The organism is Caenimonas soli, assembly GCF_013155545.1.
GTDB lineage: Bacteria > Pseudomonadota > Gammaproteobacteria > Burkholderiales > Burkholderiaceae_C > Ramlibacter > Ramlibacter soli.
Genome location: NZ_JABJVV010000001.1, coordinates 161,727 through 180,592, shown reverse-complemented (window position 1 = coordinate 180,592; position 18,866 = coordinate 161,727). Strand labels below are relative to the sequence as shown.

At 64.7% G+C, this 18,866-nt stretch carries 18 protein-coding genes; 4 read left to right on the top strand and 14 right to left on the bottom strand.

What is annotated here, in order from left to right:
- Positions 1-5 precede the first annotated feature (5 nt).
- On the bottom strand, positions 6-1,475 hold the full coding sequence (gene guaB / locus HNE04_RS00885; RefSeq protein WP_172215888.1) for an IMP dehydrogenase: 1,470 nt from the start codon (positions 1,473-1,475) through the stop codon (positions 6-8).
- 141 nt (positions 1,476-1,616) lie between these two features.
- On the opposite strand from guaB, the gene HNE04_RS00880 reads away from it, so the two are divergent.
- On the top strand, positions 1,617-2,120 hold the full coding sequence (locus HNE04_RS00880) for a DUF4124 domain-containing protein (protein WP_172215886.1): 504 nt from the start codon (positions 1,617-1,619) through the stop codon (positions 2,118-2,120).
- Here HNE04_RS00880 and HNE04_RS00875 read toward each other — a convergent pair.
- Together HNE04_RS00875 and HNE04_RS00870 are read right to left on the bottom strand one after the other, a co-directional pair.
- Entirely contained in the window at positions 2,117-2,443 is a 327-nt protein-coding gene (locus HNE04_RS00875; protein WP_172215884.1) for an RnfH family protein, read from the bottom strand. The two genes, HNE04_RS00880 and HNE04_RS00875, sit on opposite strands and share 4 nt — an antisense overlap.
- Positions 2,436-2,876, bottom strand: coding sequence for a type II toxin-antitoxin system RatA family toxin (locus HNE04_RS00870; protein WP_172215882.1), 441 nt, complete (start codon positions 2,874-2,876; stop codon positions 2,436-2,438). The genes HNE04_RS00875 and HNE04_RS00870 overlap by 8 nt, the downstream gene beginning before the upstream one ends.
- A 59-nt stretch (positions 2,877-2,935) precedes the next feature.
- Between HNE04_RS00870 and smpB the strand changes: the two genes are divergently transcribed.
- Entirely contained in the window at positions 2,936-3,409 is a 474-nt protein-coding gene (smpB, locus tag HNE04_RS00865; RefSeq protein WP_172215880.1) for an SsrA-binding protein SmpB, read from the top strand.
- Here the strand turns inward: smpB and HNE04_RS00860 are convergent.
- The 8 genes from HNE04_RS00860 to rimP are packed head-to-tail and all read right to left on the bottom strand — an operon-like array spanning position 3,406 to position 13,471.
- The gene (locus HNE04_RS00860) at positions 3,406-4,470 is read right to left on the bottom strand and encodes an enoyl-CoA hydratase/isomerase family protein (RefSeq protein WP_172215878.1); all 1,065 of its coding nucleotides are present in this window, start codon (positions 4,468-4,470) and stop codon (positions 3,406-3,408) included. The genes smpB and HNE04_RS00860 overlap by 4 nt on opposite strands.
- Entirely contained in the window at positions 4,467-5,339 is an 873-nt protein-coding gene (locus tag HNE04_RS00855) for a DMT family transporter (protein ID WP_172215876.1), read from the bottom strand. Before HNE04_RS00855 ends, HNE04_RS00860 begins: the two co-directional genes overlap by 4 nt.
- Before the next feature lie 16 nt (positions 5,340-5,355).
- On the bottom strand, positions 5,356-7,185 hold the full coding sequence (gene typA, locus HNE04_RS00850) for a translational GTPase TypA (protein ID WP_172215874.1): 1,830 nt from the start codon (positions 7,183-7,185) through the stop codon (positions 5,356-5,358).
- Positions 7,182-8,126: a tRNA pseudouridine(55) synthase TruB gene (gene truB, locus HNE04_RS00845; RefSeq protein ID WP_172215872.1), complete on the bottom strand. Its 945-nt coding sequence runs from the start codon at positions 8,124-8,126 to the stop codon at positions 7,182-7,184. Before truB ends, typA begins: the two co-directional genes overlap by 4 nt.
- Before the next feature lie 2 nt (positions 8,127-8,128).
- On the bottom strand, positions 8,129-8,500 hold the full coding sequence (gene rbfA / locus HNE04_RS00840) for a 30S ribosome-binding factor RbfA (RefSeq protein WP_172215870.1): 372 nt from the start codon (positions 8,498-8,500) through the stop codon (positions 8,129-8,131).
- An 18-nt stretch (positions 8,501-8,518) separates the two neighbouring features.
- Positions 8,519-11,383, bottom strand: a complete 2,865-nt coding sequence (gene infB, locus HNE04_RS00835) for a translation initiation factor IF-2 (protein WP_172215868.1) — start codon at positions 11,381-11,383, stop codon at positions 8,519-8,521.
- A 23-nt stretch (positions 11,384-11,406) separates the two neighbouring features.
- Positions 11,407-12,903: a transcription termination factor NusA gene (gene nusA / locus HNE04_RS00830; protein WP_172215866.1), complete on the bottom strand. Its 1,497-nt coding sequence runs from the start codon at positions 12,901-12,903 to the stop codon at positions 11,407-11,409.
- A 1-nt stretch (position 12,904) separates the two neighbouring features.
- Positions 12,905-13,471, bottom strand: a complete 567-nt coding sequence (gene rimP / locus HNE04_RS00825; protein WP_172215865.1) for a ribosome maturation factor RimP — start codon at positions 13,469-13,471, stop codon at positions 12,905-12,907.
- Between the two features lie 233 nt (positions 13,472-13,704).
- On the opposite strand from rimP, the gene HNE04_RS00820 reads away from it, so the two are divergent.
- A complete protein-coding gene (locus tag HNE04_RS00820; protein WP_172215864.1) occupies positions 13,705-15,111 on the top strand; it encodes a selenium-binding protein SBP56-related protein in 1,407 nt (468 codons plus the stop codon).
- Positions 15,112-15,176: 65 nt separating this feature from the next.
- Positions 15,177-15,752: a hypothetical protein gene (locus HNE04_RS00815; protein WP_235964694.1), complete on the top strand. Its 576-nt coding sequence runs from the start codon at positions 15,177-15,179 to the stop codon at positions 15,750-15,752.
- A gap of 26 nt (positions 15,753-15,778) precedes the next feature.
- Here HNE04_RS00815 and arfB read toward each other — a convergent pair whose 3' ends face one another.
- From arfB to HNE04_RS00800, 3 genes are read right to left on the bottom strand one after another with little or no spacing between them, the layout of a single operon-like run.
- Entirely contained in the window at positions 15,779-16,189 is a 411-nt protein-coding gene (gene arfB, locus HNE04_RS00810) for an alternative ribosome rescue aminoacyl-tRNA hydrolase ArfB (RefSeq protein WP_172215862.1), read from the bottom strand.
- Positions 16,190-16,197: 8 nt separating this feature from the next.
- Positions 16,198-17,787 (bottom strand): ABC transporter ATP-binding protein, encoded by a 1,590-nt coding sequence (locus HNE04_RS00805; protein WP_172215861.1) that lies wholly within the window; start codon positions 17,785-17,787, stop codon positions 16,198-16,200.
- Positions 17,784-18,842, bottom strand: a complete 1,059-nt coding sequence (locus HNE04_RS00800) for an ABC transporter permease (protein WP_407926582.1) — start codon at positions 18,840-18,842, stop codon at positions 17,784-17,786. The genes HNE04_RS00805 and HNE04_RS00800 overlap by 4 nt, the downstream gene beginning before the upstream one ends.
- Positions 18,843-18,866 lie beyond the last annotated feature (24 nt).

The following is an 18,866-nucleotide window of genomic DNA, read 5'->3' as shown; positions in this document are numbered from 1 at the left end:
AAGGGTCAGTCTGCGCGGTAGTTCGGCGCTTCTTTGGTGATCTGGACGTCGTGGACGTGGCTTTCGCGGATGCCCGCTGCCGTGATTTCCACGAACTCGGCCTTGCTGCGCAGTTCCTCGATGGTGGCGCAACCGCAATAGCCCATGCTGGCACGCAGGCCGCCGGCCATCTGGAACACGATGGAAACCAGCGAACCCTTGTAGGGCACACGCCCTTCGATGCCCTCGGGCACCAGCTTGTCCGCGTTCGGGTTGCCAGTGGTGGCTTCCTGGAAATAGCGGTCCGCACTGCCCTGCTGCATCGCGCCGATCGACCCCATGCCGCGGTAGCTCTTGTAGCTACGGCCCTGGTACAGAACGATCTCGCCCGGCGCTTCCTCGGTGCCGGCGAACATGCCGCCCATCATCACCGTGTGCGCGCCGGCCGCGATGGCCTTGGAGATATCGCCCGAGTAGCGGATGCCGCCGTCGGCAATCAACGGCACGCCGGTGCCTTGTAGCGCCGTCGCCACATTGTCGATGGCCATGATCTGGGGCACGCCCACGCCCGCCACGATGCGCGTCGTGCAGATCGAGCCGGGGCCGATGCCGACCTTGACCGCGTCCGCGCCCGCTTCGACCAGCGCCAGCGCCGCCGCGCCGGTGGCGATGTTGCCGCCGATCACGTCGACCTGCGGATAGTTTTGCTTGACCCAGCGCACGCGCTCGATCACGCCCTTGCTGTGACCGTGTGCGGTGTCGACCACGATCGCATCGACGCCCGCCTTGACCAGCGCCTCGACACGCTCCTCGGTGCCCTCGCCGACACCCACCGCCGCGCCCACGCGCAGGCGGCCCGCGGGGTCACGCGCCGCGTTCGGGAAGCTGGTCTGCTTGGTGATGTCCTTGACCGTGATGAGGCCCTTGAGCTCGAAGGAGTCGTTGATCACCAGCAAGCGTTCGAGCTTGTACTTGTTCAGCAGAGCCTTGGCCTCGACAGGGCTGGTGCCCTCCCTGACCGTGATCAGCTTTTCGCGAGGCGTCATGATCTGGCTCACCGGCACTTCGTAGCGTGTCTCGAAGCGCAGGTCGCGGCCCGTGACGATCCCCACTACCTTGCCGCCATCGATCACTGGAAAGCCGGAGATGCCCAGCTGCTCCTGCATGGCGATCACCTGCCGCACGGTGTGGGTGGGCGTGATGACGACCGGATCGCGCAGCACGCCCGACTCGTAGCGCTTGACCCGCGCTACTTCGGCTGCCTGCTGCTTGGCCGTGAGGTTCTTATGGACGATCCCCATGCCCCCCTCCTGCGCGATGGCAATCGCCAGGCGCGCCTCGGTCACCGTATCCATGGCGGCGGACACCAGTGGAAGGTTCAAGGTGATGTTTCGGGAGAGGCGGGTCGCGAGCGAGGTGTCCTTGGGCAGGACCTGGGAGAACGCCGGCACCAGCAACACATCGTCGAAGGTGAGCGCTTTTCCTAAGAGGCGCATGTCTAAGCTCCAAAAGACGGATTGTACCCGTGGCCCTCGGTACTTACCCTGTGCCGGGGCAAGTACAGGTTCGTGACGTAGTTCCAACGCGCAGGAAAAGGAGGCTGGCGTGCCTCGATACTGCAGCGCTACACTGGCGAAATGAAACTGCTCCGCGTAACCCTGCTTGGCCTCGCATGCACCCTCCCCGCTGTCTGCCTGGCGCAGTGGCAATGGATCGACAACGGTGGCCGCAAGGTCTTCAGCGACCAGTCCCCGCCCGCTGATATCCCGGCCAAGAACATCCTGCGCCAACCGGGCGTGAAGGGCACGCCGGTTGCGGCCGAGGCGGCAGCTGAACCCGTGAAGGTGCAGGCGAACGCGCCCAAGATCACGGGCAAGGACAAGCAGCTGGAAGAAAAGAAAAAGCAGGCCGACGCGGCCGAGGCCGAGAAAAAGAAGGCCGAGGAAGAACAGCTGGCGAAGGTCCGTGCCGATAATTGCACGCGCGCCAAGCGTGCGAAGGCCGAAATGGACTCCGGCATCCGCATCGCGCGGATGAACGACAAGGGTGAGCGGGAAATCATGGACGACGCCGCGCGGGCTGTCGAATCCAAGCGGATCGGCGGGATTGTCGCCAGCGACTGCAAACCGGCCGGCGGCTAAGGCTTTCGGGCGAAAAGGCCCGCCGCGCGCACACCCTGGCGGCGGAAGCGCTCGCGGCGAGCGAGCTTCGGGTCCACCTTGAGCGGCCGGTAAACCTCGATGCGGTCACGGTCGCGAACCAGGTGCTCCAGCCGGGCCTTGCGGCCCCAGATACCCACGGCAACCTCGCGCAAATCCAGATCCGGAAAGGCCATCGGCAGGCCACTGCCCTGCAGGGCCTGCAAGACGGTGGCACCGGGGGCAAGCACGACTTCCCATTCGAGCACTTCACGCGGTGCCGGCGAGTACAGCACGCTCACGCGCGAAACCCCGCCTTCAGCCATAGACCTGCTCCGCCCGCTTCACGAACGCATCGACCAAGCTGCCCGCAATCTTGTCGAAAACCGGCCCCACCAGCGCGCCCAGGGCCGCGTTCTCGAAGCCGTAGTGCAGTTCCAGCTCCACTTTGCAGGCACGCTGCTTATCCCCGCCCAGGGGAATGAATTTCCACTGGCCGTCCAGCCGGGAAAACGGCCCGTCGACCAGTTTCATCGTCACTTGGCGCCCCGGCACATGTTCGTTGCGAGTCCGGAAAACCTGGCGGATCCCGCTGAAGGAAATCCCTATTTCGGCCTTCATGCCATGCTCGTCCTGCGCCAGGACCGCCGCATGGTCGCACCATGGCAGAAACTCGGGATAACGGGCGACATCGACGACCAGGGAGAACATTTCCTCGGCGCTGTACCAGATGAGAACGGACTTGTGAACAGTTTTCATAGAGAATGCGGAGCCCGCGAGGCATTGTAGATACGGCCACGCACCCCATTTGTAAGCCCATGGCCAAGAAACCCGAAACTGCAAGCCGCATCGCCGACAACAAGAAAGCGGCGTACAACTACTTCTTCGAGGAGAGGTTCGAAGCCGGCATGGTGCTGCAGGGCTGGGAAGTCAAGGCCCTCCGTGAGGGGAAGGTGCAGCTGACTGACGGTTACGTCGTGGTCAAGGGCGGGGAGCTGTACGTGATCGGCTGCCAGATCAATCCGCTCAAGACGGCGTCCACCCACGTGAGCCCCGATGCCGTGCGGACCAAGAAACTGCTGCTGCACAAGGAAGAAATCCGGCGCCTCATTGGCAAGGTCGAGCAGAAGGGCTACACCCTGGTCCCGCTCAACCTGCACTGGAAAGAGGGCAAGGTCAAGTGCGAGATCGCCCTGGCCAAGGGCAAGGCCGAGCACGACAAGCGCGACACCATCAAGGATCGGGAAGGCAAGCGCGAGGTCGAGCGCGCCATGAAGAGCCGCAATCGCTAGCGCAGGTCGCGCAGCGGGTGCGCGTGCGCCGGCCAGGGGCTGTCGAAGAAGGCCTGCACCAGTTCCGGCGGGACCTCTTCGATCCGCGCCGGATTCCATCGGGGGCTGTGGTCTTTGTCGATGGCCAGCGCCCGGACGCCCTCCACCGTTTCGCTCGCGGCACCCGGTCGCAGGTGAAAACAATGCCGCACCATGTCGCGTTCCATGCGCAGGTCGTCGGCCAAGCTCATCTGGCGGCCACGCCGCACCTGTTCCAGCACGACGTGCAGCATCAGCGGTGAGCGTTTGCGCAGCGCGGCGACCGTTTCGACCGCCCAGGGCGACATGTCGGCTTCGAGTGCCGCAACGATCTGGGTCACACTAGCCAGGCCAAACACGGCATCGATCTGGCCCCGCGCCAGCGCCAACTGGCTTTGGCCCGCTTGCGCCTGCCCAGCCGGCTCGGCCGTCGCGCCCTGGGCCGCCAGCCGGTCCCACCAGCCAGGAAGGTCGCTTGATGCGACGAAGACGTCAGCGAGCCCCGCAGCCACTGCATCGGCACCGCTGATCATGTGGCCGGTCAGCGCCAGGTATTCGCCCAGGCGGCCGGGACAGCGCGACAGGAAGTACCCGCCGCCGACATCCGGGAACAGGCCGATGTTGGTTTCCGGCATGGCCATCTTCGTGCGCTCGGTGACGACGCGCAGCCTGGCCCCCTGCGAGATCCCCATCCCACCGCCCATCACGATGCCATCCAGGAAGGCCACATAGGGCTTGGGGTACTGGTGGATCAGGTGATTGAGGCTGTATTCCTCGGTGAAGAAGTCCTCCAGCCGGGGATCGCCTGCCAGCGCCGCCTGGTGGAAGAAGCGGATATCGCCGCCGGCGCAGAATGCGCCGAACGGCCCTTCCTTGCCTTGGCCCCGAATCGCTACCGCCTGGACAGCCGCGTCATCGCGCCACGCCAGCAGCGTGGCCGTGAGCTCGCGGATCATGGAAAGCGTCAGCGCATTCAGCGCCTTGGGTCGATTCAGCGTGATCAGGCCCACGCCGGCACGAATTTCGAAGAGGATGTCGCTCATGCCCTTAATCTCCAGCTCACCAGTTCATTGACCACCAGGGCGCCGATCACCAGCGCCCCGCCTGCCAGGACCGTGTGGCTCGGCACTTCGTCAGCGCCGACCCAGGCCAACAAGATCCCGAAAATCACTTCCAGCGACGCCAGCAGCGCAATCTCGGGCGCCTTGAGCACGCGGGCGCACATCACCGACAACGCGCAGGGAATCGCCAGCTGGACCAGGCCCAGCAGGGCCAACAGCCCGATATCGTGGCCCGAGGCCTGGAACGGCATGGCCAACGGCAGCGTGGTCAGGCACGAAATCACCGCCCCGACCAGCACTGCAGGAACCAGGTCAATGTTCAGCCCCCGGGCTTGGGAGCGCTGCACCACAGTCCAGTTCACGGCGCCGGCCAGAGGCACGCAAAGCGCCACCAGGGTGCCGGCGAGCTGTCCGCCCGACATTTGCGCCGCGTACATGTAGGCGATGCCGCAGCCGGCCACCAGGATCGCGATCCAGGTGCGCATGGGAATGCGGTAGCCGATGAAAACGCGGGCCATCAGGGCCGTGAGGAAGGGGCCCACCGACATGGTGACCAGCACATTGGCCACGCTGGTGAGCGTGAGCGCCACCATGAAGGCGGTGAACATCACGCTCCAGCAAACCCCCGATATCCAGAGCGCCCGGCCGCCGCTGCGGATCTTGGCGAAGACCTGGCGTCCCTGGAAGAACGGCAGGATCACCAAGAGCGACAGTACGGTGAAGAAACTGCGCCAGAAGGTGATCTCGAAGCTGCGCGCATGCTCCAGCTGGCGCGTGATCACGCCAGCGATCGACCACATCAGGGTCACGGCCACCATCAGGAAGACCGCCTTGGTGTGGGTGAGCTTCATGCCTCGCGAGGCATTCCTAGGCGGCGCGCAACGAGCGCTTGCGCTCGTGCTCCTTCAGGAAGCGCTTGCGCAGGCGCACGCTCTTGGGCGTGATTTCGACCAGTTCGTCGTCCTCGATGAACTCCACCCCGTATTCCAGCGTGAGCTCGATCGGCGGCGTGATCTTGATCGCGTCTTCCTTGCCGGAAACGCGGAAGTTGGTCAGCTGCTTGGTGCGCGTGGCGTTGACCACGAGATCGTTGTCACGGCTGTGGATGCCGACGATCATGCCTTCGTAGACCGGGTCGTTCGCCCGGACGAACATGCGGCCGCGGTCGTCCAGCTTGCCCAGCGCGTAGGTGAAGATTTCGCCATCATCCATGGAAATCAGCACGCCGTTCTTCCGGCTCGCGATCTCGCCCTTGTAGGCCTCGTAGCTGTCGAAGATGTTCGAGATCAGGCCCGAGCCGCGCGTCAAGTTCAGGAATTCGTTGGTGAATCCGATCAGGCCACGTGCCGGGATGCGGTATTCCAGGCGCACACGGCCGCGGCCGTCCGGTTCCATGTTGACCAGTTCGCCCTTGCGCTCGCCCAGTGCCTGCATGACGCCGCCCTGGTGCTGGTCTTCGATGTCGGCAGTGACCAGCTCGATGGGTTCGTGGCGGGCGCCACCCACGTCCTTGAACACCACGCGCGGCTTGGACACCGCCAGCTCATAGCCTTCACGGCGCATGTTTTCCAGCAGGATGGTGAGGTGCAATTCGCCGCGGCCCATGACTTCGAAGATGCCTTCTTCGTCGGTTTCCTTGACGCGCAGCGCCACGTTCGACTGCAGTTCTTTTTGCAGGCGGTCCCAGATCTGGCGGCTGGTGACGTACTTGCCCTCGCGGCCGGCCAGCGGCGAGGTGTTCACGCAGAAGTTCATGGTCAGGGTCGGCTCATCGACCTTGAGCATGGGCAGCGGCGCCGGATTGATCGGGTCGGTAATGGTGACGCCGATGCCGATGTCGGCAATGCCGTTGATCAGCACGATGTCGCCTGGGCCGGCTTCGGTCACCTGCACGCGGTCCAGGCCCTGGAACGTGAGCACCTGGTTCACCCGGCCTTTGATGGATTTGCCGTCCGGGCCTTCCATCACCACGACGTCCATCATGGGCTTGACGGTGCCGGCATTGATGCGGCCAACACCGATGCGGCCCACGAAGCTCGAAAAGTCGATAGCGGAAATCTGCAGCTGCAGCGGCGCTTCCGGGTCGCCTTCATGGGGAGGCACATGCTTCAGGACGGTATCGAACAGGGCCGACATGTCGGGACCCCACTGCTCGCCCGGCTCGCCCTCTTCCATCGAGGTCCATCCGTTGATGCCCGAGGCGTAGACCACGGGGAAATCCAGTTGGTCGTCGGTGGCGCCCAGCTTGTCGAACAGGTCGAAGGCGGCGTTGACCACGTGCTGGGGCCGAGCGCCCGGCTTGTCGACCTTGTTGACCACCAGGATGGGCCGCAGGCCGAGGGCCAGCGCCTTCTTGGTCACGAAGCGCGTCTGGGGCATGGGGCCTTCCTGCGCATCGATCAGCAGCACCACGCCATCCACCATCGACAGGGCACGCTCCACTTCACCGCCGAAGTCGGCGTGGCCGGGCGTGTCCACGATGTTGATATGCATGCCCTTCCAGCTCACGGCGCAGTTCTTGGCCAGAATCGTGATGCCGCGCTCTCGTTCGATCGCGTTGTTGTCCATCACCGTGTCGACGACTTTCTCGTGCTCGGCAAAGGTGCCGGACTGGCGCAGCAATTGGTCGACCATGGTCGTCTTGCCGTGGTCAACGTGGGCGATGATGGCGATATTGCGGATTTGCTTGTTGGTCATAGGTTGCTTTCCAAAATCTGTGCGACTTCCGGCGGGCTCAGCAGCCGACCGGGAATGAGTTCGCCGCCCTTGATGTGGGCCGTGCCGAGCAATGCCCGGGGTTGTTCGCCGAAAACGGCGATGTGTTCGTTGTCCTGCCAGTTTCCGCGCCGGCGCAAGCCGCTCAGGAACCGGCCCGCATTGTCCGCGTCCAATGTGACGGGCGTGTGGTCGGGCAACAGGGAATCGACGGGTCTGAGGCAGGACAGCCGTTCCTGTTCGCTCAAGGCTTCCAGGCGGTCCAGCGTGATGCACCCCGACAAATCGAAATGACCGGTGGCGATCCGGCGCAGCGACGTGAGATGCCCGCCGCAGCCCAGGGCTTCGCCGATGTCCTCGCCGAGTGTTCTGATGTAGGTTCCCTTGCTGACCTTGGCCAGCAGCTTGAGGGTGTCCGGGGTCTCGCCGAAGGCCAGTTCCAGCGACCAGACGACTACGTCGCGCGCTTCGCGCTCGACTTCTTCGCCCGCCCGCGCGTACTCGTACAGGGCCTTTCCGTCCTTCTTCAACGCGCTGTGCATGGGAGGCATCTGGCGCATTGCGCCGGTGAACTGCGCAACCACCTCGGCCAGGCGCTCGGCGGTGATCGTCGGGACCGGACGTTCTTCGATGACTTCGCCTTCGGCGTCGCCGGTGGAGGTTTTGACCCCCAGCCGCACGGTAGCCTCATAGGTCTTGTCGGCATCGAGTTGCAGCTGGCTGAACTTGGTCGCAGCGCCGAAGCACAGGGGCAGGACGCCGGTGGCCAGCGGATCGAGCGTGCCGGTGTGGCCGGCCTTTTCGGCGCGCAGCAGCCATTTGCACTTCTGCAAAGCGTTGTTGCTGGAAAGACCCAGCGGTTTGTCGAGCAGCAACACCCCATGCACAGGGCGCCGCTGCACCCTGGTGCGTGGCGCGTTCATGGCTAGTCTTCTTTTGCGCGCGAGGAAACGGCCTTGGCGATCAAGGCGTTCATGTCCGCCGCACGCTCGGTCGTGCGGTCGAACTGGAAGTGCAGCGTGGGCACCGTGTGGATGTGCAGGCGCTTGAACAGGCCGTTGCGCAGAAATCCTGCCGCCTGGTTGAGCGCTTCTTCACATTCCTTCGGGTCGCCGACCAGCACACTGAAGAAGATCTTCGCGTGGGCGTAATCGGGTGTCACCTCGACGGCCTGGATGGTGACCATGCCCACCCGCGGATCCTTCAGCTCGCGCGCGATCAGCTCCGTCAGATCGCGCTGGATCTGATCGGCAACCTTGAAGCTGCGGTTGGGCGTGGATGACTTCTTCGCGGGCATGGCACCAGGCCACACGCTTTACAGCGTGCGGGCGATTTCCTTGATCTCGAAGAACTCCAGCTGGTCGCCTTCGGAGATGTCGTTGTAGCCCTTGATGTTCAGGCCGCACTCGAAACCTTCCTTGACTTCCTTGGCATCGTCCTTGAAGCGCTTGAGCGACTCCAGCTCGCCGGTGAACACCACCACGTTGTCGCGCAGCAGGCGCAGGCGCGCCGAGCGGCGAACCACGCCGGAGGTGACCATACAGCCGGCGATAGAGCCGATCTTGCTGACCTTGAACACCTGGCGAATCTCGGCCGTACCGATGACTTCTTCCTTCTTGTCCGGCGTTAGCATGCCCGACATGGCGACCTTGAGCTCGTCCACCGCGTCGTAAATGATGCTGTAGTAGCGGATGTCCACGCCGTTGCCTTCGGCCAGCTTGCGTGCGCCCGCATCGGCGCGCACGTTGAAGCCGATGATCACGGCCTTCGAAGCAATAGCCAGGTTGACGTCCGATTCGCTGACGGCGCCCACAGCCGAGTACACCAGCTGCACCTTCACCTCGTCGGTGGAAAGTTTCAGCAGCGACTGGCCCAGCGCTTCCTGCGAACCCTGCACGTCGGCCTTGATGATGATGGGAACCATCTTCACTTCGCCGGCGGTCATGTCGGTGAACATGTTCTCCAGCTTGGAGGCCTGCTGGCGGGCCAGCTTGGTGTTGCGGAACTTGCCGGCACGGTAGGTCGCGATTTCGCGGGCGCGCCGCTCGTCGGTCATCACCATGAATTCGTCGCCGGCTTGCGGCACTTCGGTCAGGCCCTGGATTTCCACCGGGATCGACGGACCGGCCGTCTTGATCGGCTTGCCGTCCTCGTCCAGCATGGCTCGCACGCGGCCATAGGTCTGGCCGGCCAGCACCACGTCACCGGTCTTGAGCGTACCGGACTGCACCAGCACGGTGGCCACGGGACCGCGGCCCCGGTCCAGCTGGGCTTCGATGACCAGGCCCTTGGCCATGGCTTCGACCGGCGCCTTCAGTTCCAGCACTTCGGCTTGCAGCAGAACCTGCTCCAGCAGGGCATCGATGCCCTCGCCGGTTTTGGCCGACACCGCCACGAACGGCGATTCGCCGCCGTACTCTTCCGGCACGACCTCTTCGGTCACCAGTTCCTGCTTCACGCGGTCCGCGTTGGCATCTGGCTTGTCGATCTTGTTGATCGCGACCACGATGGGCACACCGGCCGCCTTCGCGTGCTTGATGGCTTCCTTGGTCTGAGGCATCACGCCGTCGTCGGCCGCGACCACCAGGATCACGATGTCGGTGGCTTGCGCACCACGGGCACGCATGGCGGTGAACGCTTCGTGGCCCGGGGTGTCCAGGAAGGAGATCATCCCGCGCTCGGTCTGTACGTGATACGCGCCGATATGCTGGGTGATGCCGCCGGCTTCGCCCGCCGCCACCTTGGCGCGGCGGATGTAGTCCAGCAGTGAAGTCTTGCCGTGGTCGACGTGGCCCATGACGGTGACCACCGGGGCGCGCGGAAGGGCTTCGCCCTCGGTTGCTCCGACGTCTTCTTCGGTGAAGGCTTCCGGGTCGTCCAGCGCGGCCGTGACGGCCTTGTGGCCCATTTCCTCGACCACGATCATGGCCGTGTCCTGGTCCAGCGGCTGGTTGATGGTGACCATCTGGCCCAGCTTCATCAGGTGCTTGATCACCTCGGAGGCCTTGACGGCCATCTTGTGCGCCAGTTCGGCGACCGTGATGGTTTCGGGCACGTGCACTTCGATCACGCGTGCTTCGACCGGTGCGGCTTGCACATGGTCGTCGCGATGATCGCGCTCGTTGCCACGGCGGCCACGCGGGCCTCCGCGCCAGCTGTTGCGGCCCACGCCGCCGGTGGCGTCGCCACGGGTCGGAATGGCCTTCTTCTTGGAAGGATCGCCGGCCCAGCTGGACGACAGCTTGGCCGATTTGACTTCCTTGCCTGCGCCCGGTCCACCGGCCGGTGCCGGAGCGCCCGTGGCGGGACGGCCGGTGCCGGTGCCGACGGCCGGCTTGTGCAGCGTGCCTTTGGCGGCGGGCTTGGCCGGCTCGGCCTTGACCACGATCTTTTCGGGCGGCTTGTGCGCGACCAGCACCTTCTTGGGTGCGGACATCATCGAACGGATAGCGGCAGCCTCGGCCTCGGCCTTGCGGCGGCGATCGCCGAGGTCGGCCGCGCGGGCGGCTTCCTCGTCGGCACGCGCCTTGGACTCAGCGGCAGCCTTCTCACGCGCCTCGGCCTGGGCTGCAACGCGTGCAGCAGCTGCGTCAGCGGCTTCCTGGTTGGCCTCGGCCTTCTCGGTGCTGGCCTGGACCTTCTTCTGGTCTTCGTTGGCGGCGTAGTTCGCGGCGCGCTCTTCGGCTTCGCGTTCGCGCCTTTCGGTTTCTTCGCGCTGGCGGCGCTTTTCCGCCAGGTCCTCTTCCTGCCTGCGGATCAGCTCGGCCTGACGCCGTGCTTCTTCCTCGCGGCGGGCGAGTTCGGCATCTTCGGCACGCGAAGGCGCCGGGGCTTGCACCTCGGGTTCGGGCGCCTCGATCACGGCCGTGTCGCCGCCCTCGTCGCGCTTGACGAAGGTGCGCTTCTTGCGCACTTCCACCTGGATGGTGCGGGCCTTGCCGGACGAGTCGGCCTGCTTGATCTCGCTGGTGGATTTCTTCACCAGGGTGATCTTCTTGCGTTCAGGCGCGGCAGTGCCGTGACTGGCTTGCAGGTAACCCAGCAGCTTCTGCTTGTCGGCTTCGCTGAGGGCATCGGTCGTGGCGGATTTGGCCACGCCGGCGCTGCGAAGCTGTTCAAGCAGCGTGTCCGGAGATTTCTTGAGTTCGGCGGCAAACTCGGCGACGGTGGTACTTGACATGTGTTGTGGTGCCTTCCATCACATTACTCGTGAGCGGCGGTGGCGCTGGTGAACCAGTGCTCGCGCGCTTTCATGATCAGGGTCTTGGCCTCGTCCGCGGACTGGCCGGTGATTTCGGTAAGTTCATCGACGGCCAGGTCGGCCAGGTCGTCGCGGGTGTGGACGCCGGCCTCGGCCAGCTTGGCGATCAGTTGCGGGCTCAGGCCTTCGAGGTCGCGCAGGTCCTGCGAGACTTCCTCGACGCTCTCTTCGCGGGCGATCTCCATCGTCAGCAGCGCATCCTTGGCGCGTGAACGCAGCTCGTTCACGGTGTCTTCGTCGAAGGATTCGATCTCCAGCATTTCCTGGATCGGCACGTAGGCCACTTCCTCCAGGCTGGTGAAGCCTTCGGAGAACAGGATGTCGGCGATTTCCTGGTCGACGTCGAGCTTTTCCATGAAGAGCTTGCGGATCGTGTCGGTCTCCTCGGCCTGCTTCTGCGCCGATTCGTTCGCATCCATGATGTTGATCTTCCAGCCCGTCAGGTCGGAGGCCAGGCGCACGTTCTGGCCGCCGCGGCCGATGGCGATCGCGAGGTTTTCCTCGTCGACCACCACGTCCATGGCGTGCTTCTCTTCGTCCACGACGATGGAAGAAACGTTGGCCGGGGCCAGCGCACCGATCACGAACTGCGCCGGATCTTCGCTCCACAGCACGATGTCGACGCGCTCGCCGGCCAGTTCATTGGTGACGGCATTGACACGCGTGCCTCGGACACCGACGCAGGTGCCGATCGGGTCGACGCGCTTGTCGTGCGAGAGCACGGCGATCTTGGCGCGCGAACCGGGGTCGCGGGCGCAGCTCTTGATCTCCAGCAGGCCCTGCTCGATTTCGGGCACTTCCTGGCGGAACAGCTCGATCATGAATTCCGGGGCGGAGCGCGACAGGATGATGGGCGCGCCGCGCAGCGTCAGGTCCACTTCCATGATCATGGCGCGGACGCGGTCGCCGTTGCGCAGGTTTTCCTTGGGGATCATCTCGCCGCGGCGCAGGCGCCCTTCGACGCGGCCCGATTCGACAATGATGTCTCCCTTGTCCATGCGCTTGACGGTGCCCACGAAGATCTTGTCGCCGCGCGACATGAAGTCGTTGAGCAGCATCTCGCGCTCGGCGTCGCGGATCTTCTGCAGGATCACCTGCTTGGCGGCCATCGCGCCGATGCGGCCGATCGGGACCGAATCCACCGATTCCTCGATGTAGTCGTCCACGTCGATGTCGGCGATTTGCTCCTTGGCTTCGAACAGCAGGATTTCCTGGTCGGGCAGCTGCAGGCCGGCCTCGTCCGGAACGACGTGCCAGCGGCGGAAGGTTTCGTAGTTGCCGCTATCGCGGTCGATCGCCACGCGGATGTCCACGTCGCCTTCGTACAGCTTCTTGGTAGCCTGGGCCAGCGCCGATTCCACCGCGCCGAAAACCACGTCGCGTTCGACGTTCTTCTCGCGCGAGATCGCTTCGACCAGCATCAACAATTCGCGATTCATTTCACGACTCTCCTACTGCCTTGGGCTTTCTGCCCTTGAAATCAACAACCGGTGCCAGCCGGGCTTCCTTCAGCTCGTCCAGCGCAAAACCCAATGCCCGCAGGGGCGCGGGCTCCCTCTTCTTGCTCACCTTCTGGCCCGGCTTGACGGTTGGCTCATCGCTCCAGACGATCTGCCAGCCACCTGCGTCAGCGCGCTCCAGCGTGCCGCGAAACTTCTTGCGGTTGGCGGCCACCTGGCCGTCCGCCGCGGCGCCCATCGGCGCCTTGAGCGTGATGTCGACCATCTGGCCGGCAAAACGCTCGAAATCCTTGTCGCTACGTAACGGCCGGTCTATGCCCGGCGACGACACTTCCAGCCGCTTGTACTCGGCGCCCTCGACCTCCAGGGCGAACTGCAACTGCCGCGTCACCTTCTCGCAGTCTTCTACATTGACAAACTGCTCCTCGCCCGGGTTCCACGGCAGGTCGATCGTGATGCGCAGCAGGCCCCCGGCGGAGCGCTCGATCTCCACCAATTCGTAACCGAGGCCGGCTACTGTTTGCTCTACGATGTCCTGCAGCGCCACTGTTGTGCGGTATCCCTTGAAATGCGATCGACCAAAAAAAACGGGCGGTGATTACCCGCCCGTTTGGTCGTGAAGCAAGGATTGTACCGCGTAACGCATTGTTCTGCAAGGCATTACGCCCCTCTGTTGGCAGTAGAACTGCCGAGCTCCGCACGGGCAAAAAAGCTTGACAGCGGGCGGCCTCGAACCATTATCAAAGGTCCATAGCGTCCTGGCTTGGGGAGGTAACTGCCATGTTGGAAACATTGCGCCCGGATCCCACGTTCCACCCCTCGCCACGCTTGGCGATGGAGGCCGAAGCCGAACATATCGCCTACACGGCGCTTTTGTCACCGGACCGGTCTCGGCCCGACGCATTGGCGGTCGTCGATGTCGACCCGACGTCGAAAACCTATGGGAAGGTGCTGAACCGGCTCGAGATGCCGAATCGCGGCGACGAATTCCACCACTTCGGCTGGAACGCCTGCAGTTCAGCTCTGTCGCCGATGTCGGGGCACGCCTTCCTGCAGCGCCGCTACCTCATCATTCCCGGCATGCGCTCGTCGCGCATCTACGTGGTCGATACCCAGCCCGATCCGAGCGCGCCCAAGCTCATCAAGACGATCGAGCCGGAAGAGGTGATGCACAAGACCGGCTACTCGCGGCCGCATACCGTGCATTGCGGCCCCGAAGGCATCTACGTCAGCACCCTCGGGGGCTCTGGTCCGGACGGCACCCAGGGGCCGCCAGGCGTGTTCGTCATGGACTGCGAGACCTTCGAGCTCTTGGGGCGCTGGGAGATCGACCGCGGTCCGCAACAACTGCACTACGACTTCTGGTGGAACCTGCCGCGTGATTACATGGTGTCCAGCGAATGGGCCCTGCCCCCGCAGTTCGAAAACGGCATCGTCGCGGAGGACCTGCTCGCCAACAAGTATGGCCACGCCGTGCATTTCTGGGATCTGCGCGGCCGCACCCACGTGCAGAGCATCGACCTCGGCGCCAACCACCAGATGGCGCTCGAGATTCGCCCCGCGCACGATCCCACGCGCGAGTACGGTTTTATCGGGGTGGTTGTCGATACCACCAATCTGGAAGGATCGATCTGGACCTGGTACCGCGAGAACGGCAAATTCAACATCAAGAAGACGGCCACCATCCCGCCCGAGCCAGCTGATGCAGCGAATCTTCCGCCGCTCTTGAAGGGCTTTGGCGCCGTGCCGCCGCTGATCAGCGACATCGACCTCTCGCTTGACGATCGCTTCCTCTACGTCGCGTGCTGGGGCACCGGCGAACTGCGACAGTACGACGTGACCGATCCGATGAAGCCGGCCTTGGCCGGCAGCGTGCGCATCGGTGGCATCGCGCAGCACACGCAGCATCCGAACGGCCGGCCCTTCGGCGGCGGCCCGCAGATGACGGAGATCAGCCGGGACGGCAAGCGCGTGTATTTCACCAATTCGCTCTACAGCAGCTGGGATCCGCAGTTCTATCCCGACGGTGTGCCCGGCGTGCAAGCGATGTGCAATGTAGGCGCCGGCGGTGGCATCAAGATCGACCCGGATTTCCACGTCGATTTCGGGCCGGATTACGCCGCGCACCAGATCCGCCTGCAGGGCGGCGACTGCTCGACCGATTCGTTCTGCTACCCGTCGGCTTGAACGCTACCGCGGCGCTCTGGCTCGCGATTCTCGCAATCGGGTTCTATCACGGTCTCAACCCAGCGATGGGATGGCCCATCGCGGTCGCCAACGGCATGGCGGCACGCCGTGCCGGAGCGGTGTTTTCCACCCTGCTGCCATTGGGCGGCGGGCATTTCGCCGCGATGGCGGTCGTGCTGGTGCCGTTCGCCTGGCTCAGCTGGTATGTGGAGTGGAGCCGCGCGGTCCGCCTGGGAGCGGGCACGCTGGTCCTGCTGTTCGGAATCTACAAGCTCATCGAACGGCGCCACCCCCGGGCATTGGCGCGGATTCGCCCGACGCAGCTTGCGTGGTGGTCGTTTCTGATGGCTACCGCGCAGGGTGCGGGGCTGATGCTGGTGCCGTTCATGCTGGGGCTGTGCGTGGCGGGGCCTGCCGACGCCGCCGTCATGAACTACCTGGCGCAATCCAACGTCGCCACCGCCGTGGCCGTCGCGCTGGTGCATACGCTGGCGATGATGCTCGCCGGAGTCGGCATGGCCTGGGCGGTGTACCGCTACCTGGGACTGCAATTCCTGCGCCGCGCCTGGTTCGATCTGGACCTGGTGTGGGGCGCCAGTCTGGTGATCGCTGGAGCGGCAGGAGTCGCCGGGGCATTGTGACCCCGGACATCGCCGCGCCGTGTCCGCTATTCGCTGACCTTGCCGCGCAGCAGCTTGACTTGCGAACGCAGGTTCTTGGCTTCCAGCCGGCGCTTTTTCGAACCCGGCGTCGGCTTGGTGGGGCGGCGCACTCGCGGGGGAGCGGCGACGCTGTCCACCAGCTCCTGCAACCGGCCCAGGGCTTCGGCCCGGTTCATGTCCTGGCTGCGGTGGGTCTGCGCCTTGATGACCAGGACGCCGTCGCGGGTGATCCGCTGATCCGGCAAGGACAACAGCCGCTCTTTATGGTCCTCTGCCAAGGATGAGTTGCGAATGTCGAAGCGCAGGTGGATGGCGCTGGAAACCTTGTTGACGTTCTGGCCCCCGGCCCCCTGGGCCCGCATGGCCGTGAGCTCTACTTCCGACTCGGGAATGACCGTGGCGGGCTTGGTCGGCATGACCGCCCTCACGACGCTGCCGCCACCAGCGTGCGGGTGTACTCGTCGCGCGGAGCGTCCAGCACCTGCAGCACCGGGCCGGATTCCACGATGTCGCCATCCTTCATGACCATCACGTCGTGGGCCATTGCCCGGATCACGTCCACGTCGTGGGTGATCAGCAGGTAGCTCAGCTTTTTTTCCTTTTGCAGCTTCTGCAAGAGGCGCAGCACCTGCTTCTGGATCGTGACGTCGAGCGCGCTGGTCGGCTCGTCCAGGACCAGCAATTCGGGCTGGACGATCAGTGCCCGGGCGATCGCCAGCCGCTGGCGCTGGCCGCCGGAGAACTCGTGGGGATAGCGCTGCAGCAGGCCGGGGAACTGCGCCTCACGCAATCCGACGTCGGCCAGGGCCTGGATCACGCGCTCGCGACGTTGCGGAAGCGGCAGACCGGGCTCGTGAACCAGCAGGCCCTCTCCGACGATCTCTTCCACTGTCATGCGGGGAGACAGGGATGAAAAAGGGTCCTGGAAAACCACCTGGACCAACCGCCGGATCGCCTTGTTGCCCGCCGCGTCCGGCCCCCAGCGCCGACCGACCACCTCGATCTGACCGCCAAAGGGGATCAGGCCCAGCGCGGCAAGCGCCAAGGTGGATTTGCCGGAGCCCGACTCCCCCACCACGCCGAGCGTCCGTCCCGGCGCGATGGCGAAGCCGGCATTTTTCACGGCGACGAATTCATCCTTCTTGAACCAGCCCCGGATTCCCGCAATCGGGATCGCGTACTTCACGCGCAGGTCGGTCGCGCGCATCACCGGCTCGGCGCCCTTGGCCGGCGCCTCCTCGAGCTCGCGCGCCGGACGGCTTTCGATCAGCTTGCGGGTGTAGGGATGCTGTGGGTTGCTAAAGACATGCGCGACGCTGCCCTGCTCCACCAGCCAGCCATCCTCCATCACCGCCACGCGGTCGGCGAACTTGCGCACCAGGTTCAAGTCGTGCGTGATCATCAGCACCGCCATGCCGTAGCGCTGCTGCAGATCGCCGAGCAGGCCCAGGATCTGCCCGCGCAAGGTCACGTCCAGGGCCGTGGTCGGCTCGTCGGCCAATAGCAGCTTGGGCCGGCAAGCCAGGGCCATGGCGATCATGGCGCGCTGCCGCTGGCCGCCCGACAGCTGGTGCGGATAAGCATCGGCGCGCCGCTCCGGCTCGGGGATGCCGGTGTCCGCCAGGAGGCCAATGGCCGCCTGATGCGCTTGTTGCCGCGAGAGCGATTCCTTGAGCTGCAGGACCTCGGCGATCTGGTTGCCTACGGTGTACAGCGGATTGAGCGCCGTCATCGGCTCCTGGAAGATCATCGCGATCTCGCGCCCGCGCACGCCCAGCAACTCGCGTTCCGGCAGCCCAAGCAGGTCGCGGCCGGCAAATTCCGCCTTGCCCGTGATGTGGGCGTTGTGGACCAGCCGCAGCAGGCTGAGCGCAGTCACGGTTTTACCGGAGCCCGACTCGCCCACCAGCGCCAGCTTCTCGCCGGCACCGATGCTGAAGTCGACGCCATGCACGACCTCCTTGCCACCGAACGAGACGCGTAAATCCTTGACGTCGAGCAGAGGCGCCGTCATACATCGGCCTTTCGTGGGTCGAGCGCATCTCGAAGCGCATCGCCCATGAACGTGAGCAGCAGCAAGGTGATCACCAGCACGGCGAAGGTGGACAGCGATATCCACCAGGCGTCGATGTTGTTCTTGCCCTGGCTCAGCAGTTCACCCAGCGACGGCGTGCCGGGTGGCACCCCCAAGCCAAGGAAATCCAGCGATGTCAGGGCCAGGATTGCACCGCTCATGCGAAATGGCAGGAAGGTGATGACCGGCGTCATGCTGTTGGGCAGGATGTGGCGCCACATGATGCGGCCGTTACCCACGCCAAGGGCGCGCGCCGCCTTCACGTACTCCATCTGCCGGTTGCGCAGGAACTCGGCGCGCACGTACTGCGACAGCCCCATCCAGCCGAACAGGCTGAGCAGCACGAGCAGCAAGGCCACGCTCGGCGCGAAGATGGCGCTGAAGATGATCAGCAGGTACAACTCCGGCATCGAGTCCCAGATCTCGATAAACCGCTGGAATGCCAGGTCGGTCTTTCCGGCAAAGAACCCCTGGATCGCACCCGTCACGACTCCGATCAGGATGCCGATGGCCGTGAGGGCCAGCGCGAACAGCACGCTGAGGCGAAATCCGTAGATGAGTTGGGCCAGCAAGTCGCGCCCGCGGTCGTCGGTTCCCAAGAGGTTGTCGCGGGTGGGCCGGGAGGGGTTGGGCTCCTTGGCGAAATAGTTGATGGTCTTCGACCCATAGGGGTTGGGCGAGTAGACGGCCCAATTGCCGCCCTTGGACAACTGCTCGCGGATGAAAGGGTCCAGATAGTCGGTGGCGGTCTCGAAGTCGCCGCCGAAAGTCTTTTCCGAATAGGTGGTCGTGATCGGGAAATAGAACGAGCCGTTGTAGCGGACGATCAGCGGACGGTCATTGGAGATGACTTCGGCGAACAGGCTCAGGACGAGTATGGCGCCAAACAGCACCAGGCTCCAGAAGCCCAGCCGGTTGCGTTTGAAGCGCAGCCACGCTCTGCGGCCCGGCGACAGGTGGGGCCCGACGGCGGCAGTGGCCACGGTGCCACCCACAGGCGCGCTCGCCCCGGGGGCCAG

What these genes read in the sequence shown, in the direction of transcription:
- guaB (WP_172215888.1), bottom strand. Translation starts at nt 1,475, where the DNA reads ATGCGCCTCTTAGGAAAAGCGCTCACCTTCGACGATGTGTTGCTGGTG.
- HNE04_RS00880 (WP_172215886.1), top strand. Translation starts at nt 1,617, where the DNA reads ATGAAACTGCTCCGCGTAACCCTGCTTGGCCTCGCATGCACCCTCCCC.
- HNE04_RS00875 (WP_172215884.1), bottom strand. Translation starts at nt 2,443, where the DNA reads ATGGCTGAAGGCGGGGTTTCGCGCGTGAGCGTGCTGTACTCGCCGGCA.
- HNE04_RS00870 (WP_172215882.1), bottom strand. Translation starts at nt 2,876, where the DNA reads ATGAAAACTGTTCACAAGTCCGTTCTCATCTGGTACAGCGCCGAGGAA.
- smpB (WP_172215880.1), top strand. Translation starts at nt 2,936, where the DNA reads ATGGCCAAGAAACCCGAAACTGCAAGCCGCATCGCCGACAACAAGAAA.
- HNE04_RS00860 (WP_172215878.1), bottom strand. Translation starts at nt 4,470, where the DNA reads ATGAGCGACATCCTCTTCGAAATTCGTGCCGGCGTGGGCCTGATCACG.
- HNE04_RS00855 (WP_172215876.1), bottom strand. Translation starts at nt 5,339, where the DNA reads ATGAAGCTCACCCACACCAAGGCGGTCTTCCTGATGGTGGCCGTGACC.
- typA (WP_172215874.1), bottom strand. Translation starts at nt 7,185, where the DNA reads ATGACCAACAAGCAAATCCGCAATATCGCCATCATCGCCCACGTTGAC.
- truB (WP_172215872.1), bottom strand. Translation starts at nt 8,126, where the DNA reads ATGAACGCGCCACGCACCAGGGTGCAGCGGCGCCCTGTGCATGGGGTG.
- rbfA (WP_172215870.1), bottom strand. Translation starts at nt 8,500, where the DNA reads ATGCCCGCGAAGAAGTCATCCACGCCCAACCGCAGCTTCAAGGTTGCC.
- infB (WP_172215868.1), bottom strand. Translation starts at nt 11,383, where the DNA reads ATGTCAAGTACCACCGTCGCCGAGTTTGCCGCCGAACTCAAGAAATCT.
- nusA (WP_172215866.1), bottom strand. Translation starts at nt 12,903, where the DNA reads ATGAATCGCGAATTGTTGATGCTGGTCGAAGCGATCTCGCGCGAGAAG.
- HNE04_RS00820 (WP_172215864.1), top strand. Translation starts at nt 13,705, where the DNA reads ATGTTGGAAACATTGCGCCCGGATCCCACGTTCCACCCCTCGCCACGC.
- HNE04_RS00815 (WP_235964694.1), top strand. Translation starts at nt 15,177, where the DNA reads ATGGGATGGCCCATCGCGGTCGCCAACGGCATGGCGGCACGCCGTGCC.
- arfB (WP_172215862.1), bottom strand. Translation starts at nt 16,189, where the DNA reads ATGCCGACCAAGCCCGCCACGGTCATTCCCGAGTCGGAAGTAGAGCTC.
- HNE04_RS00805 (WP_172215861.1), bottom strand. Translation starts at nt 17,787, where the DNA reads ATGACGGCGCCTCTGCTCGACGTCAAGGATTTACGCGTCTCGTTCGGT.